The sequence below is a fragment of the Arthrobacter sp. 10T413_2 genome (assembly GCF_056394205.1).
This window is the reverse complement of sequence record NZ_JBFTHK010000045.1, coordinates 15,239-29,530: the sequence shown is the minus strand read 5'-3', so window position 1 is coordinate 29,530 and position 14,292 is coordinate 15,239. Positions and strand designations below refer to the sequence as shown.

Sequence of the window (14,292 nt, the reverse complement as noted above, 5' to 3'; positions counted from 1 at the left end):
GGCCAGGGCGTGGCTGAGAAGTCTCCCGGCGGTCTTTGCGAGGCGGCMGTTTCCATGTCCTCCGGGTACGAGGCGATGCCACCGTCCAGGATTKCGGCGCGGTGGCCGGTTGAGCGCAGCATCCAGACAATTCGTGCGGCGATGACTCCGCCGGCGTCGTCGTAGGCGATGACAATGTCCGAATTGTTGATACCGGCCTGCCGCATCCCCCGGGCGAACACTTCCGGATCGGGCAGCGGGTTTCTTCCGGCGTCGTTTGAGCCGGGTCCAGAAAGCCAATGGTCCATGTCAACGAAAACGGCATCCGGGATATGGCCGGCCTCGTAAGCGTCCTGCCCCGACGACCCGTCCAGATACCAGCGAGCATCCACGAGGACAAATTGCCCTGAACGGCCAGCGCACCAGTTCCAATCGACGAAGGGCTGCAGGTCCACGGTGTGCTMAGTCATGTTCAGCAGTCTAGGAGTGTTCATCACATGGTGAGATGACCATCTCAGAATGCGGACGGCGGACCAGTGTCGGCCACGTCAGCAGGACGTGGTCGGCTGATCCACGCGTCAGGCTAGCCTTGGCCGGTTGTGAAGACCTTTTTAGCGACGCCCATGGCGGACATGGCGTTGGGCCAGCCGCGGTTTGATGGTGAAGTTGTTGCAGGCGGCGGCCGTGGCCGGCTCATCGCCCGACGAAACCCATGTGGAGGTCGTTGTATCGGTTGCCCTTCACACCGATCCKGGCTGCCACTGCGTCCAGATCGGCGACCTCGTCGGCGGACAGCGCGATCGTCGTCGCGCCGGCATTCTCTTCGAGGCGCCCACGGCGCCGTGTACCGGGGATCGGGACGATCCACGGGTGCTGGGCCAGCAGCCAGGCCAGCGCCACCTGGCCGGGGGTTGCGCCCTTGGCGGCGGCGAGGCCGGCGACGTGGTCCACCAGCGCCTGGTTGGCGGCACGGTTCTCGGCCGAGAAGCGCGGGATGGTGCCGCGGACGTCGCCTGCTGCGAACTCGGTGGACGTGTTGACGGTGCCGGTGAGGAAGCCCTTGCCCAGCGGGCTGAAGGGGACGAACCCGATGCCCAGTTCCGCCAGCGTCGGCAGGACCTCGGGTTCGGGATCGCGTGTCCACAGGGAGTATTCGCTCTGGACGGCCGTCACCGGGAAGACGGCGTGGGCGGCCCGGATMGTCCCGGCCGCGGCTTCGGACAGTCCGAAATGGCGGACCTTGCCGGCCTGGACGAGTTCACCGACGGCGCCCGCGACGTCCTCGATGGGAACAGTCGGGTCGACCCGGTGCTGGTAGAACAAATCGAGGGTGTCGACGCCGAGCCGGCGCAGCGACTCGTCGGCGACGTGCTTGATCCGCTCGGGGGAACTGTCGAGTCCCACCGATTTGCCGCCCTCGATCCGCCAGCCAAACTTGGTTGCTATCACCACCTCGTCGCGCACCGKGGCGAGTGACTCGCCGACCAGTTCCTCGTTGACGAAGGGGCCGTACACCTCCGCTGTGTCGAAGAAGTTAATCCCGATCTCGACGGCGTCGCGGAGCACCCCGATCATCGCCTGCCAGTCTCCGGGATTCGGCCCGTAGCTCTGGGACATGCCCATGCAGCCAAGGCCGATGGCCGAAACCTGCAGGCCCTGTCCGAGCGTCCGTGTGTGCATTTGTGTCTCCTTCGACGAGGCTTGCCCCGTTTACGGCCAGGCCGGTATCTTCAGTCAACATCCCCGCGCGGGAGCGTGGGAGTCCCTGCGCAAAGGTGTACCCGCAGGGCCCCCCATGAGGTCMGGGTCGTGTAGTGACGTCGTCGTTAACCACCATCGAGTGCTCCGTAACCGCCGTTCTCAACGGCGAAAACGGCAGTTGTGGAGCACTCGATCGGGTTTCAGGTGCCATTGTGCGTCAGGGGCGGGCGGCGAGGATCTGCTCGCGCAGGATGTCCGCGTGACCGCAGTGCTGGGCCAGTTCCCGGAGCATGTGCAGGTAGACCCAGCGCAGGGGCAGCGGACCCCGTCGGTTGCCCCGGACGAGGTCGTCAAGATCCAGCGGTGCGGCCGCCCGGCGGGAGTCTGTGCAGGCCTGGCTGTAGGCGGTCTGCAGGCTCGTGATGGTGTCGGCCGCATCGAGGATGAACGATTCGTCCGGGGTGGCCGGGATCCCGATCTCCGCCCGGGTCCGGCACGTGATGGCCTCGTCAAACCAGACCCTCTCCACGAACGTGGCGTGCTTGACCAGCCCCAGGAGGGTGGTCCGCGAGGGGACCAGCGATGCCCGGGCCTCCTGCTCCGTGAGCCCGTCCAGGCAGTTGTGCAGTGCCGCCCGGTGCTCGTCGAGGAACGCATCGAACTGGGTCCGCAGGTCCGCGGTGAGGGTTGCCGGATCCATGCTGGGAAAAGGGCTCATGGGCCCTCATCCTAGGGCGGGACGGCCCGGTCCGGAAGTGGCGGACCGGGCCTGCCTGGGGCATCGGCGCAGGCTCAGTGCCCGCGCGCGATCCATTCCTCAAGGTGCGGCGCTTCGGCGCCGATCGTCGTCGGATCCCCGTGGCCGGTGCGTACCACCGTGTCCGCCGGGAGCGGCAGGAGCCGGTGGCGGATGGACTCGATGATGGTGGGGAAGTCGCTGAAGGACCGCCCGGTGGCCCCCGGGCCGCCCTGGAACAGCGTGTCGCCACTGAACACGGTGTGTTCAGAAACGGCGCCCTCGCTCTCGAGCAGGAAGCACATAGATCCGGGCGAATGGCCGGGCGTGTGCAGTGCCGTGAGCCTGGCCCCGGCGACGTCGAAGGTGTCACCGTCGGCAATTGCGTGGTCCGGCCCGGTGCCGGGGAACACCCGCTCCCACAGCATCCAGTCATCCCGGTTCAGGTACACGGGCGCATCCACGAGCGCCCGGACGTCCCCGACGGCGCGGATGTGGTCATCGTGGCCGTGCGTGAGCAGGATCGCCGTGACCTTCCGGCCCGCCACGGCCGCGGCCACGGCAGCGGGATCATGCGCGGGGTCGATGATGACGCATTCGGTGTCATCGCCGACGATCCACACGTTATTGTCAACGTCCCACGTCCCGCCGTCGAGCGAAAACGTCCCGGAGGTGACCAGCCGGTCGATCCGGACGCTCACAGTTCCACCACCGAGCGCAGCACAGCGCCGGCGTGCATCTTCTCGAAGGCTTCTTCGATCTGGTCGATCGTGATCMGCTCCGTCACRAAGGCGTCCAGGTCCAGCTTGCCCTGCCGGTAGAGGCTGATGAGCATGGGRAAGTCGCGCGAGGGCAGGCAGTCGCCGTACCAGGAGGACTTGAGCGAGCCGCCGCGGCCGAACACGTCCAGGAGCGGTAGCTCCAGGGTCATGTCGGGGCTCGGGACGCCCACCAGCACCACGGTGCCGGCGAGGTCACGGGCGTAGAAGGCCTGCTTGTAGGTTTCCGGGCGGCCGACGGCGTCAATCACCACATCGGCGCCGAAACCGCCGGTCAGTTCGCGGATTGCATCCACGGGATCGACGGCGGAGGAGTCCACCGTGTGGGTGGCGCCGAGTTCCCGGGCGCGCTGGAGCTTCTTGGCGTCGATGTCGACGGCGATCACGGTGGTGGCGCCGGCGAGCGCCGCACCGGCGATGGCCGCCACGCCCACGCCGCCGCAGCCGATCACGGCGACCGAATCGCCGCGCTGGACGTTCCCGGTGTTGATCGCGGCGCCGATGCCTGCCATCACACCGCAACCGAGCAGCCCGACGGCGGCGGGGTCGGCGTCGGGATCCACCTTGGTGCACTGGCCGGCCGCCACGAGGGTCTTCTCGGCGAAGGCGCCGATGCCCAGGGCTGCGCTTAGCTCCGTGCCGTCTTCCAGCGTCATCTTCTGGGTGGCGTTGTGGGTGTTGAAGCAGTACTGGGGCTCGCCGCGGCGGCAGGCCCGGCACTCGCCACACACGGCGCGCCAGTTCAGCACCACGCGGTCGCCGGGGGCGACCTCGGTGACGTCCGGTCCGACGGCGCTGACAACGCCCGTGGCCTCGTGGCCGAGCAGGAAGGGGAAGTCGTCGTTGATCGCGCCCTGCTTGTAGTGCAGATCGGTGTGGCAGACGCCGCAGGTGAGGATGTCCACGAGGGCCTCRCCGGGACCGGGGTCCGGCACCAGGATCGTCTCCAGGGTGACGTCGGCATTCTTGGAACGGACTACTGCGCCCTTGACTTTATGGACCATGGCATAAGCTCCTCTGCTCGAATCRCGGGTTACCCGCACAACTTACCCGCAAATCTACCCGCACAGCCTGCCGGGACAACGGGGGACGGCACGGCCCGTGGGGGCCGCGCCGTCGTGATTTGGTGCTGCTTTTGGATAAAGGAAAGGCTAGGCGGCGAGCCGGCTCTTGACCTCGGCCGCGGACGGATTGGTGGCAGCGGTGCCGTCCGGGAACAGCACGGTGGGGACGGTGCGGTTGCCTCCGTTGAGCTGCTCCACGAGATCGGCAGTGCCCTCGACTTCCTCAATGTTGATCTCGGTGTACCCGATGCCCTGCGCGTCCAGCTGCTTCTTCAGCCGGGTGCAGTAGCCGCACCACGTGGTMGAAAACATGGTGATGGTGCCGGTTTCGGGGGTGAAATCCACGAAGTTCTCCTCAAGCTAGTGGTTGGGGCCGGCGTGGAGGGCCGGGCGCCCACGGAAGTCGTACGTCACTTCCAATAACCGTACCGCGCAGCACACTATTCCCGCACGGCGGTCCGCGGTGGCATGCTKGAGGGCATGTRTGGACGCTACGTGATGGCCCGGGCMGTCGGAGACCTGCTGGCCGAGTTCGACGCCGAACTCGAACACGAGATCGCGATCCCGCCGTCGTGGAACGTCGCCCCGACCGCGGACGTGCCGATCCTGCTCGAACGGCTCATCGACGGGACCCCGGTCCGGCAGCTGCACCTTGCGCGCTGGGGGCTGGTGCCGTCCTGGGCCAAGGACCCCGGGATCGGCTCGAAGATGATCAACGCCCGCAGCGAGAGCGTGCTGGAGAAGCCCTCGTTCCGGAAGGCCGTKCGGTCCCGGCGCTGCGCCGTCCCCGCGGACGGCTACTACGAATGGAAAGCCGGTGAGGGCCGCAGCAAGCAGCCGTACTACGTGCACCCGAGCGACGGCGGCCCGATGGTGTTCGCCRGACTGTACRAATGGTGGAAGGACCCGTCCAAGGCCGACGGCGATCCGCACCGCTGGCTGCTCTCGACATCGATCCTGACCACCGACTCGCCGCCCGAAGGCTATGCCGGCGGGATGCTGGCGGAACTGACGGCCCTGCACGACCGGGTCCCGCTGCCGATGGACAGGGCGACCATGCAGGCCTGGCTGGACCCGCACGCCGGGGACGCCGCCACTCTGGTGGACCTGGTCMGCTCGGGGGCGCACGATGTTGCCGAGGGCTGGACGATCGACGCCGTCGGMACCGCCGTCGGAAACGTGAAGAATGATTCCGCCGAACTCATCAAGCCGGTGGGCAGCCTGTTCTAGTCACAGCGTCTTCTGGTCACAGCGTCACAGTGCCGCCGTCATCGACCTCCCAGCCGGGGTTGAAGGCGACCTCCCAGCGGTAGCCGTCGGGATCGGCAAAGTAGCCGGTGTAGCCGCCCCAGGGCTGGGTCGTCGGCGCCGCGATGATCGTGGCTCCCGCGGACTCGGCCTCCGCCATTACCCAGTCAACTTCCGCCGCGCTGCCCAGGTTGTGGCTCAGCGTGATGCAGGGAATGCCGGCAGGGGGATCGGTGGCCGCTTCAGACTGCATTTGACCGGCGTCCCAGAGCGAGAGGATGAGGCCGTGATTGGCCTGGATAAAGAGGACCTCGCCCCGGACTTCCCGGTGGACCGGCCAGCCCAGGCCATCTACATAGAAACTGCGGGAGGCGTCAACACTCCGGACACCCAGTGAAATTAAATCGACTCGTGGCTGCATCTTTGGATACTGTCATGAACATGTCCACAAATCACGGATACGACAAAGATGCCCAGGCCGACAAGGCACAGCTCGCAGCTGTGCGGGTGGCAGTGGATGAGGTGGATGAGCAGATCGTGGCGCTGATCGGCCGCCGGGAGCGGCTGATCCGGATCGCCGGGACCCTGAAGGCGGACAGCGCGGAAGTTCGGGCGCCGGGCCGCGTGGAGCGCGTGATCGAACACGTCAAGGCCGTCGCGGAGCAGAAGGACATCGATCCCGACATCGTCGAGAAGACCTACCGCGCCATGGTGGAGGCCTTCACAGCGCTCGAACTCGAAGTGTACAAAGCCGGCAGCTGAGGCTTCCGCTTCCTGCCGGCACCCGATCCTGCCGGGCCAGCGCCCCTAGAGGGCCTCTTCCACGGGCACGTTGGACTGGTAGTCCCGGCCGTCGGCGTCRCTGAACGCMGTCATGAGGTGACCCTTCGGCAGCCCCAGCACCGTGGTGAGCGGGAAATGGCCGGTAATGGTGTTGCCCGAGTGCTCGACGCCCTTGAGGTCGAAATTTTCCTCGGTGCCGTCATGGCTGAAGCAGTAGAAGGACACGGCCTCGCCGTTCATGAACTCGATCCCCATTCTTCGCTGATGGGAATGGTCCGGGGTTGCCGCCACGAGCCCCACCACATAGGCGCCCTGGCCGGGGATATTTCCGTCTATATCAAAAGTCGCCACCAAGGTTGAATCCTTGGCGGCGATGCTTACGTGCTTCAGGAGTGCGTTGTGGGAGCTCATGGCTCAATCCTGCTACCTGCACCTGCGTCCGTCCACCCCTGATCTGTCGGTGGTCTGCGGAGTAGCTCGTTCGCGGCGTGGGGATCGGCGGTGCCGTCCCCGGTCCCATTGACGTGGTCGCGAAGGGCTGCCTTCCTGCGGCGTCGCGCGGCCACGATGAGCACCGCGACAGCGAGAGCCACTGCCCCGGCCGCGCCGGCGATGCCAGCCGGAGAGCTCCACAGGCCGGCGGCCGCGTCACCGGACGGGGCTGTGGCGGAAGCTTGCGTCTCCTGGTGCTGGGGGCTGCCGGACGCCGGTGCCGAGGCCGGAGCGTAGCGGGACACGGAGCCGTTGTTGGCGCCGTTGCCCGGGCTCGCCACGATGATGGTCCCGTCCGGGGCTACCGCGAGGTGGCCGGGGTTGTTCTCCGTTGGGATGGAGGAGCCCGTTGCTGTGGCACCCGGCGTGATCACGGACAGGGCGGGGCTTAGGGCGCTGGTCACGTAGAGGGTCCCGTCCTGCCCGACGGCGGCCTCCGTGAGTCCGCCCGGGACATAGATGGTGTAGGCCACGGTGTCGGCGCCTGGTGTGATGACAGCGACGTGATTGGAACTGATGTTGGTGACATAGATTGTCCMGTCGGGTCCGGCAGCGATTCCGTGGGGATTCTCTGTCTTTCCGGGGGTGGAKCTGACCTGGATGGTCCGTGAGACGCTGGTCGCCCCGGCCGGGATCACCGAGACCGTCCCGTCGTCCTGGTTCGTCACGAACGCGGTGCCGTCCTTCGTGACCGCCACTTCCACCGGACCGGCCCCGACCGTGACAGTGCGGTCCACCGTCGATCCCCTGGGCGCGATGATCGACACGGTGCGTTCGGCAGGGTTCGGAACGAAGAGCGTGCCGTCGGGTTCGGCGGCGATCAGATGGTTCCCGCGCGACACCGGAATGCTCCGGGCGACAGCCGCCGCTCCGGCAGGGATGACGCCCACCGTGTCCTGGCCCGTRGCACTGTCTCGTTGGGCCACGTACAGGGTGCCGTCCGGGGCCAGTGCGATCCCGGAGACATTGTTGCCTGTGCTGATGGTGCGGGAGGGTTGGGGCGCTCCCGGCGGTATCACCCGGACGCCGCCGGCCGCGCCGTAATTTCCCACGTACGCAGTGCCGTCAGCACCAACCGCCACCCCGACCGGTGTCCCGCCGACGTCGAGAACCTCCGCAGAGGCCGCGGCCGGTGCCGCTCCCAGAAAAAGGACCGCTCCCACGGCGGCAGCAGTCCTCAGGCTTTGATGCTTCACTCGTTTCTACCCCCATAGATGTGCCGTGCACCGTGGCGCTGCAGTGCCGGTTCAGGAAGCCTACCCCGCGGTGTCCGTGAGTTCTGGCCTGCGCAGTCCACCGCGCCATCATGCATCCGGTGCAATGCCGCAAGGAATGGGTTTTGTCGCCACTCCGACGTAGACTGGCGTTATTCGAAGATATGTTCGAATAACGTGAATGCAATGGCGTGAATGCAATGGCGTGAATGCACTGGCGTGAAAGCGGGGACTGGGCCGGCTCCAGCCCGGACTGGGTCGGGAGGGCAACGTGGGCATGTTCAGCGAGTCCGTGAATGTTGCCTGCACGCCCTCCGGGCAGCCCCTGCGKCTCGACTGGGCGGGCCGGCACTACACGGTCTGCGCGGAACCGGTCCGCTGGTATGAACGCCGCCAGTGGTGGACGGAGGAAAGCCGGGCGCCCCTCGGGAGCGGTCCGGGCCTGGTGGACCACGAGATCTGGCGGGTCCAGGTGCGTGCCGCCGGGGAGGACGCGGCGGAGCCCACCCTCACCCTTGACCTGAGCCGGCACGTCAGCAGCGGCCGGTGGCGGCTCGTGCGAATCCACGACGCCCTGCAGCCCCACCGGAAGTCCGAAACAGCATGAGCTTCACCCATCTGCACGTCTCCACCGCCTTCAGCGCCCACTACGGCGTCTCATGGCCGGAGGAGCTGGTTGCGGCCGCAGCCTCGGACGGTGCCACAGCGCTGGCCTGCACGGACCGTGACGGGCTGTACGGAACCGTCAAGCACCTGAAGGCGTGCATGGCCGCCGGGCTGGACGCGATCGTCGGGGTGGACCTCGCGGTCTTTGACGACGACGGCGACCTCCGCACCCAGCTCGGGGGACGCGTCGTCGTGCTGGCGCACGGGCACAACAACGGCGCCGGTTACCGGGCGCTGTGCCGGCTGATCTCCGACGCCCATGCCCGCACCACGGGCAAGGCGCAGGGAGCGGTTCCGGTGGCCGTCACCCGGGCCGAACTGGCCTCCCGCATCCTGGACCCGGAAACCCTGCAGCCGGTCCTGACGGTGCTGATCGGTCCGGACTCCGACGTCGGCCGTGCCATGGGCGGCCGGCGGTACCTGCGGCCCCGCACCCTGTTCAAACGCTGGCTGGACGCCATGCCCCCCGGGACGCTGGCGGCGGAAGTCGTTTCCCAGCTCAGCCCGCCCGGGGAACCGCTGAGCACCGCCCACGCGGTGCGCATGCTCAAACTCGCCGCGGAACACGGGGTGCCTGCCGTGCTGAGTAACGCCGTGCGGTATGTCGCCGAGGACGGCGCGGCCACCGCCGACGTGCTGGACTCCGCCCGGACGCTCAAATCCCTGCCCGAGCTCTCCGCCGCCCCGCTGCTGCAGCCCAACGGGCAGGGCTGGCTCAAATCGGCGGCCCGKATGCTCGAACTGGCCAAGGAGATCATCCACGCCGCCGGGTACGGCACGGCGGACCTCAAAAGGCTCCTCGCCCAGACCGAGGCGCTCGCGGACCGCTGCCGCATGGACCCCGTGGCCGACATGGGCTGGAAGCAGCCCGTGGTCCCGGAAGCGTCCGTGATTGGGATCGCCGGCGACGCGCTCGCAGAGCTGACCCTGCGCTGTGAGGCCGGCATCGGCCGCCGCTTCCYGGGAATCTCCGGGCAGCGGGAACAGCAGATGCGAACCCGGCTGGAACACKAGCTCCGGATCATCGACTCGTTGGGCTTCGCCTCCTACTTCCTGACCGTCGCCGAAGTCTCACGGATGATCCTGGCCATGGGCGTCCGGGCGGCCGCCCGCGGTTCGGGCGCCTCCAGCCTGGTCAACTACCTGATCGACATCAGCCAGGTGAACCCGCTCCAGCACGACCTCATCTTTGAACGCTTCCTCTCCCRTGACCGCGCCACGCTGCCCGACATCGACATCGACGTCGAAAGCGCCGAACGGCACAACGTCTACCGGAAGATCTTTGAGCGCTTCGGAGCCGAAMGCGTCACGCTGATGAGCATGCAAAACGGCTACCGCGCTCGCGGTGCCGTGCGGGACGCCGGCCTGGCCCTGGGCATKGACGACGGCGAGGTCGGGGAAATCGCCAAGCAGCTGTGGCGGTTCTCGGCCCGGCACTTCCGCGAAGCCCTCGTGGAGAAACCCGAGCTGAAGGAATTCGCCGACCGGGTGGAGCAGCGCGGCTTCACCKAAAACCAGCAGCTGGACCTGCTGGTGGACCTCACGGAACGGCTGGACCGGCTTCCCCGCCACATCTCCATGCACCCGTGCGGCGTCATCCTCGGCGATGCCACCCTGCTGGACYGCACCCCCGTGCAGCCCAGCGGCCTGGGCCTGCCCATGAGCCAGTTCGACAAGCACGACATGGACCCCATGGGCATGCTCAAACTCGATGTCCTGGGCGTCCGGATGCAGAGCGCCATGGCCTTCGCCGTCCGGGAGGTCATCCGGCTCCACCCCTCCAAAGCCGAGGTAGTGGCCGCCGGCGCACATCAGGCCGGTCCGGACGGGACGGGCCCGGATTACATCGCCGAGGACGGCCACATCGACCTCAACGCGRTCCCGCTCGATGACGAACCGACCTTTGAACTGATCCGCAGCACCCACACCCTGGGCTGTTTCCAGATCRAATCCCCGGGCCAGCGCGAACTGATCGGCAAGATGGCACCCCGGGAATTCAACGATCTCATCATTGACATCTCGCTGTTCCGCCCCGKCCMGATGAAATCCGACATGGTCCGGCCCTTCCTGGAGCACCGGCACGGATTCGCCCCCGAGGTCTACCCGCACCCCGACCTCAAACCGGTCCTCAAGGAGACCCACGGGGTCACCGTCTTCCACGAACAAATCCTCAAAACCTTCGACGTCATGACCGGATGCGGGCTGGCGCGCGCCGACGAATTCCGCCGGGCGCTGGGCAACGACGTCCTGGAAGCCAAGGTGGAGGAGTTCTTCCGGAAGGAGGCGCGGGCCCGGAACTACAGCCCCGAGGTGGTGGACAAGGTCTGGGGCACGCTGAAGGCCTTTGGCAGCTTCGGGTTCTGCAAGGCCCACGGAGCCGCCTTCGCCGTGCCCACCTACCAGTCGGCCTGGCTCAAGGCGCACCACCCGGAGGCCTTCCTGGCCGGACTCTGGGAGCACGACCCCGGCATGTACCCCAAACGCCTGCTMGTGGCCGAGGCGCGCCGGCTGGGCATCCCCATCCTTCCCCTCGACATCAACCGGAGCCAGGCCGAGTACCGGGTGGAACGGGTGGAATCCGGGCCGGACCGGGGCAAGCTGGGCATCCGGCTGAGCCTGAACGGCATCTTCGGGCTCTCCGCCGCCGAGCTGAAGCGGATTGTGGCCGGCCAGCCCTACGATTCCCTGGCGGACCTGCGCGCCCGGTCGCGGCTKAGCAGGCCGAGTATCCAGCGCCTGGCCCAGCTGGGCGCCTTCGACACCCTGCACCGGGCGTCCGGGGGAGCGGCGAACCGGGCGGATCTGGTTCAGCAYCTGCAAAAGCTCCAGGCCCGCCCGCACCGGAAGGGCGTGGAGGTCATTGAGGGCCAGCTGGCGTTGTCGCTGGGTGACGTGGAGCTGAAGAACCTCAAGGCGGTGCTGCCCGCGCCCAGCATGGTGGACAACGTGCGGGCGGAACTGGACCTCATGGCCGTGGACGTCAGCGAGCACCTCATGACCAGCCACCGTCCGCTGTTGGACCGGCTCGGCGTCACCACCGCGGACAAGCTGCTGGGACTGCGCAACGGCACGGAGGTGCTGGTCGCCGGGGTGCGGGTGGCCACCCAGACCCCGCCCATGCGCGGCGGCCRCCGGGTGGTGTTCATCAGCGTCGACGACGGCACGGGCTGCGTGGATTCGGTCTTCTTCCACGAGGCGCAGGAGCAGTCCGGGTCCTTGCTGTTCGGGACCCGTTTGCTGCTGATCCGCGGCACCACCMGCCGGACCGGGCCGCGGGGGATCAGCATCAGCGCCTCCATGGCCTGGGACCTCAGCCGCCCCGAAACCCTGCCGTTCCCGGAAGCGGCGCCGGGCGCCCCCGCCTGTCCCGGGCCGGAGCTGCCCGTTCYCCTGCCCGGCCCCCTGGACKGGATCAGCCGGAACCTCGCCATTACCGGACTGGGCGGCTGACCGGTCCGCGGCGCKGCCGCAATAGCGTTGCGCCTGCGGCGCCGCCGCACCCGTGGCGCGTTGGTTGGCCTCTGGAGAAACCGATAGCATGGACGAGGCTGGCTGTGGTCCCCGTACGCCACAAGCTACGAAGMCTTAACTTTGAATAGGAGACACCCGTGTCAGATGCCCAGCAGATCACCCTTCTCGTMGACGGCGAAGAGACCAAGGTGACTACCGGGACCACCGGCGCGGAACTCTTCTTTGAGCGCCGCGATGTTGTTGTGGCCCGCGTCAACGGCGAGTTGAAGGACCTGGACCAGCCCCTTCCCGAGAACKCCACKGTCRAAGCCATCACCATTGATTCCCCGGACGGGCTCAACGTCCTGCGCCACTCCACGGCCCACGTCATGGCCCAGGCCGTGCAGCAGCTGCGCCCCGACGCGAAGCTCGGCATCGGCCCCTACATCACCGACGGCTTCTACTTCGACTTCGACGTCGCGGAACCGTTCACCCCGGAGGACCTGAAGGCCCTGGAAAAGATGATGCAGAAGATCATCAACCAGAACCAGAAGTTCGTGCGCCGCGTCGTCACCGAGGACGAGGCCCGCGAGGCGATGAAGGACGAGCCCTACAAGCTTGAGCTCCTGGGCAAGAAGAACGACGCCGCCGACGCCGGAGAGGGCGTCAACGTCGAGGTGGGCGCCGGCGACCTCACCATCTACGACAACGTGGACCGCAAGAGCGGCGACAGCATCTGGTGCGATCTGTGCCGCGGCCCGCACCTGCCCAACACCAAGCTGATCTCCAACGCCTTCGCCCTGACCCGGTCCTCGGCCGCCTACTGGCTGGGCAACCAGAACAACCAGCAGCTGCAKCGCATCTACGGCACCGCCTGGCYCACCAAGGATGCGCTCAAGGCCTACCAGGAGCGCATCGCCGAGGCCGAKCGCCGCGACCACCGCAAACTCGGCGCGGAACTGGACCTGTTCTCCTTCCCGGACGAGCTCGGCTCCGGCCTGCCGGTCTTCCACCCCAAGGGCGGCATCATCCGCAAGGCMATGGAGGACTACTCCCGGCAGCGCCACGTCGACGCCGGCTACGAGTTTGTCTACACCCCGCACATCACCAAGGGCCACCTGTACGAGGTCTCCGGCCACCTGGACTGGTACCGCGAGGGCATGTTCCCGGCCATGCACATCGACGCGGAACTGAACGAGGACGGCACGGTCCGCAAGCCGGGCCAGGACTACTACCTCAAGCCGATKAACTGCCCCATGCACAACCTGATCTTCAGGTCCCGGGGGCGCTCGTACCGCGAACTGCCGCTGCGGCTCTTCGAATTCGGCTCGGTCTACCGCTACGAGAAGTCCGGCGTGGTCCACGGCCTGACCCGCGTCCRGGGCATGACCCAGGACGACGCCCACATCTACTGCACCCGCGAGCAGATGAAGGACGAGCTCACCACCACGCTGAACTTCGTCCTCGGTCTGCTCAAGGACTACGGCCTGGACGACTTCTACCTCGAACTCTCCACCAAGAACCCGGACAAGTTTGTCGGCGACGACGCCACATGGGAGGAAGCCACCCGCACCCTCGCCGAGGTGGCCGAAGCCTCCGGCCTGGAGCTGGTCCCGGATCCGGGCGGAGCCGCGTTCTACGGCCCCAAGATCTCGGTCCAGGCCAAGGACGCGCTCGGCCGCACCTGGCAGATGTCCACCATCCAGCTGGACTTCAACCTGCCCGAACGCTTCGAGCTCGAGTTCCAGGCCGCCGACGGCACCCGCCAGCGGCCCGTGATGATCCACCGCGCCCTCTTCGGCTCGGTGGAACGCTTCATGGGCGTGCTGACCGAGCACTACGCCGGCGCGTTCCCGGCCTGGCTGGCTCCCGTGCAGGTGGTGGGCATCCCGGTGGCGGAGGCCTTCAACGACTACATGTTCGACGTCGTCGGCCAGCTCAAGGCTGCCGGCATCCGTGCCGAGGTGGACATCTCCTCGGACCGCTTCCCGAAGAAGATCCGCACGGCCAGCAAGGACAAGATCCCGTTCGTGCTGATCGCCGGCGGAGACGACGCCGAGGCRGGAGCCGTGTCCTTCCGCTTCCGTGACGGCAGCCAGGACAACGGCGTGCCCGTCGCCGAAGCCGTCCAGYGGATCGTCGACGCTGTCCGCAACCGGACCAGCTAKGCAGACGGAAGG

At 67.4% G+C, this 14,292-nt stretch carries 13 protein-coding genes and 1 pseudogene; 5 read left to right on the top strand and 9 right to left on the bottom strand.

Annotated elements, in window-relative coordinates; all coding sequences use genetic code 11:
• The 6 genes from AC1DBQ_RS09795 to AC1DBQ_RS09770 all read right to left on the bottom strand — a co-directional run.
• On the bottom strand, positions 1–449 hold a 449-nt coding region (locus AC1DBQ_RS09795), incomplete at its 3' end, for a sulfurtransferase (RefSeq protein WP_476928312.1).
• Positions 450–672: 223 nt separating this feature from the next.
• Positions 673–1,659: an aldo/keto reductase gene (locus tag AC1DBQ_RS09790; RefSeq protein ID WP_476928311.1), complete on the bottom strand. Its 987-nt coding sequence runs from the start codon at positions 1,657–1,659 to the stop codon at positions 673–675.
• Positions 1,660–1,897: 238 nt separating this feature from the next.
• Positions 1,898–2,398, bottom strand: coding sequence for a DinB family protein (locus AC1DBQ_RS09785; protein ID WP_476928310.1), 501 nt, complete (start codon positions 2,396–2,398; stop codon positions 1,898–1,900).
• A 74-nt stretch (positions 2,399–2,472) separates the two neighbouring features.
• Positions 2,473–3,117 carry an MBL fold metallo-hydrolase gene (locus AC1DBQ_RS09780; RefSeq protein WP_476928309.1) on the bottom strand — a complete coding sequence of 215 codons (645 nt, stop codon included), beginning with the start codon at positions 3,115–3,117 and terminating at the stop codon, positions 2,473–2,475.
• On the bottom strand, positions 3,114–4,199 hold the full coding sequence (locus AC1DBQ_RS09775) for an S-(hydroxymethyl)mycothiol dehydrogenase (RefSeq protein ID WP_476928308.1): 1,086 nt from the start codon (positions 4,197–4,199) through the stop codon (positions 3,114–3,116). Before AC1DBQ_RS09775 ends, AC1DBQ_RS09780 begins: the two co-directional genes overlap by 4 nt.
• 147 nt (positions 4,200–4,346) lie before the next feature.
• Complete coding sequence (locus AC1DBQ_RS09770) at positions 4,347–4,604, bottom strand: mycoredoxin (RefSeq protein ID WP_091252308.1); 258 nt, start codon at positions 4,602–4,604, stop codon at positions 4,347–4,349.
• A gap of 135 nt (positions 4,605–4,739) precedes the next feature.
• On the opposite strand from AC1DBQ_RS09770, the gene AC1DBQ_RS09765 reads away from it, so the two are divergent.
• On the top strand, positions 4,740–5,489 hold the full coding sequence (locus tag AC1DBQ_RS09765; protein ID WP_476928307.1) for an SOS response-associated peptidase: 750 nt from the start codon (positions 4,740–4,742) through the stop codon (positions 5,487–5,489).
• 16 nt (positions 5,490–5,505) lie between these two features.
• Here AC1DBQ_RS09765 and AC1DBQ_RS09760 read toward each other — a convergent pair whose 3' ends face one another.
• Entirely contained in the window at positions 5,506–5,928 is a 423-nt protein-coding gene (locus AC1DBQ_RS09760) for a VOC family protein (protein ID WP_476928306.1), read from the bottom strand.
• A 14-nt stretch (positions 5,929–5,942) separates the two neighbouring features.
• Between AC1DBQ_RS09760 and AC1DBQ_RS09755 the strand changes: the two genes are divergently transcribed.
• On the top strand, positions 5,943–6,269 hold the full coding sequence (locus AC1DBQ_RS09755) for a chorismate mutase (protein ID WP_091252314.1): 327 nt from the start codon (positions 5,943–5,945) through the stop codon (positions 6,267–6,269).
• Between the two features lie 45 nt (positions 6,270–6,314).
• Here the strand turns inward: AC1DBQ_RS09755 and AC1DBQ_RS09750 are convergent, their stop codons facing one another.
• Positions 6,315–6,701: a hypothetical protein gene (locus AC1DBQ_RS09750; protein WP_091252316.1), complete on the bottom strand. Its 387-nt coding sequence runs from the start codon at positions 6,699–6,701 to the stop codon at positions 6,315–6,317.
• Positions 6,698–7,978 carry a Vgb family protein gene (locus AC1DBQ_RS09745; RefSeq protein ID WP_476928305.1) on the bottom strand — a complete coding sequence of 427 codons (1,281 nt, stop codon included), beginning with the start codon at positions 7,976–7,978 and terminating at the stop codon, positions 6,698–6,700. The genes AC1DBQ_RS09750 and AC1DBQ_RS09745 overlap by 4 nt, the downstream gene beginning before the upstream one ends.
• 289 nt (positions 7,979–8,267) lie before the next feature.
• On the opposite strand from AC1DBQ_RS09745, the gene AC1DBQ_RS09740 reads away from it, so the two are divergent.
• The 3 genes and pseudogenes from AC1DBQ_RS09740 to thrS all read left to right on the top strand — a co-directional run.
• Complete coding sequence (locus AC1DBQ_RS09740; RefSeq protein WP_476928304.1) at positions 8,268–8,603, top strand: DUF6504 family protein; 336 nt, start codon at positions 8,268–8,270, stop codon at positions 8,601–8,603.
• Positions 8,600–12,112 (top strand): DNA polymerase III subunit alpha, encoded by a 3,513-nt coding sequence (locus AC1DBQ_RS09735; RefSeq protein ID WP_476928303.1) that lies wholly within the window; start codon positions 8,600–8,602, stop codon positions 12,110–12,112. The genes AC1DBQ_RS09740 and AC1DBQ_RS09735 overlap by 4 nt, the downstream gene beginning before the upstream one ends.
• A gap of 158 nt (positions 12,113–12,270) precedes the next feature.
• Positions 12,271–14,271 (top strand): annotated as a pseudogene (thrS, locus tag AC1DBQ_RS09730) (threonine--tRNA ligase); the annotation flags it as partial.
• Positions 14,272–14,292 lie beyond the last annotated feature (21 nt).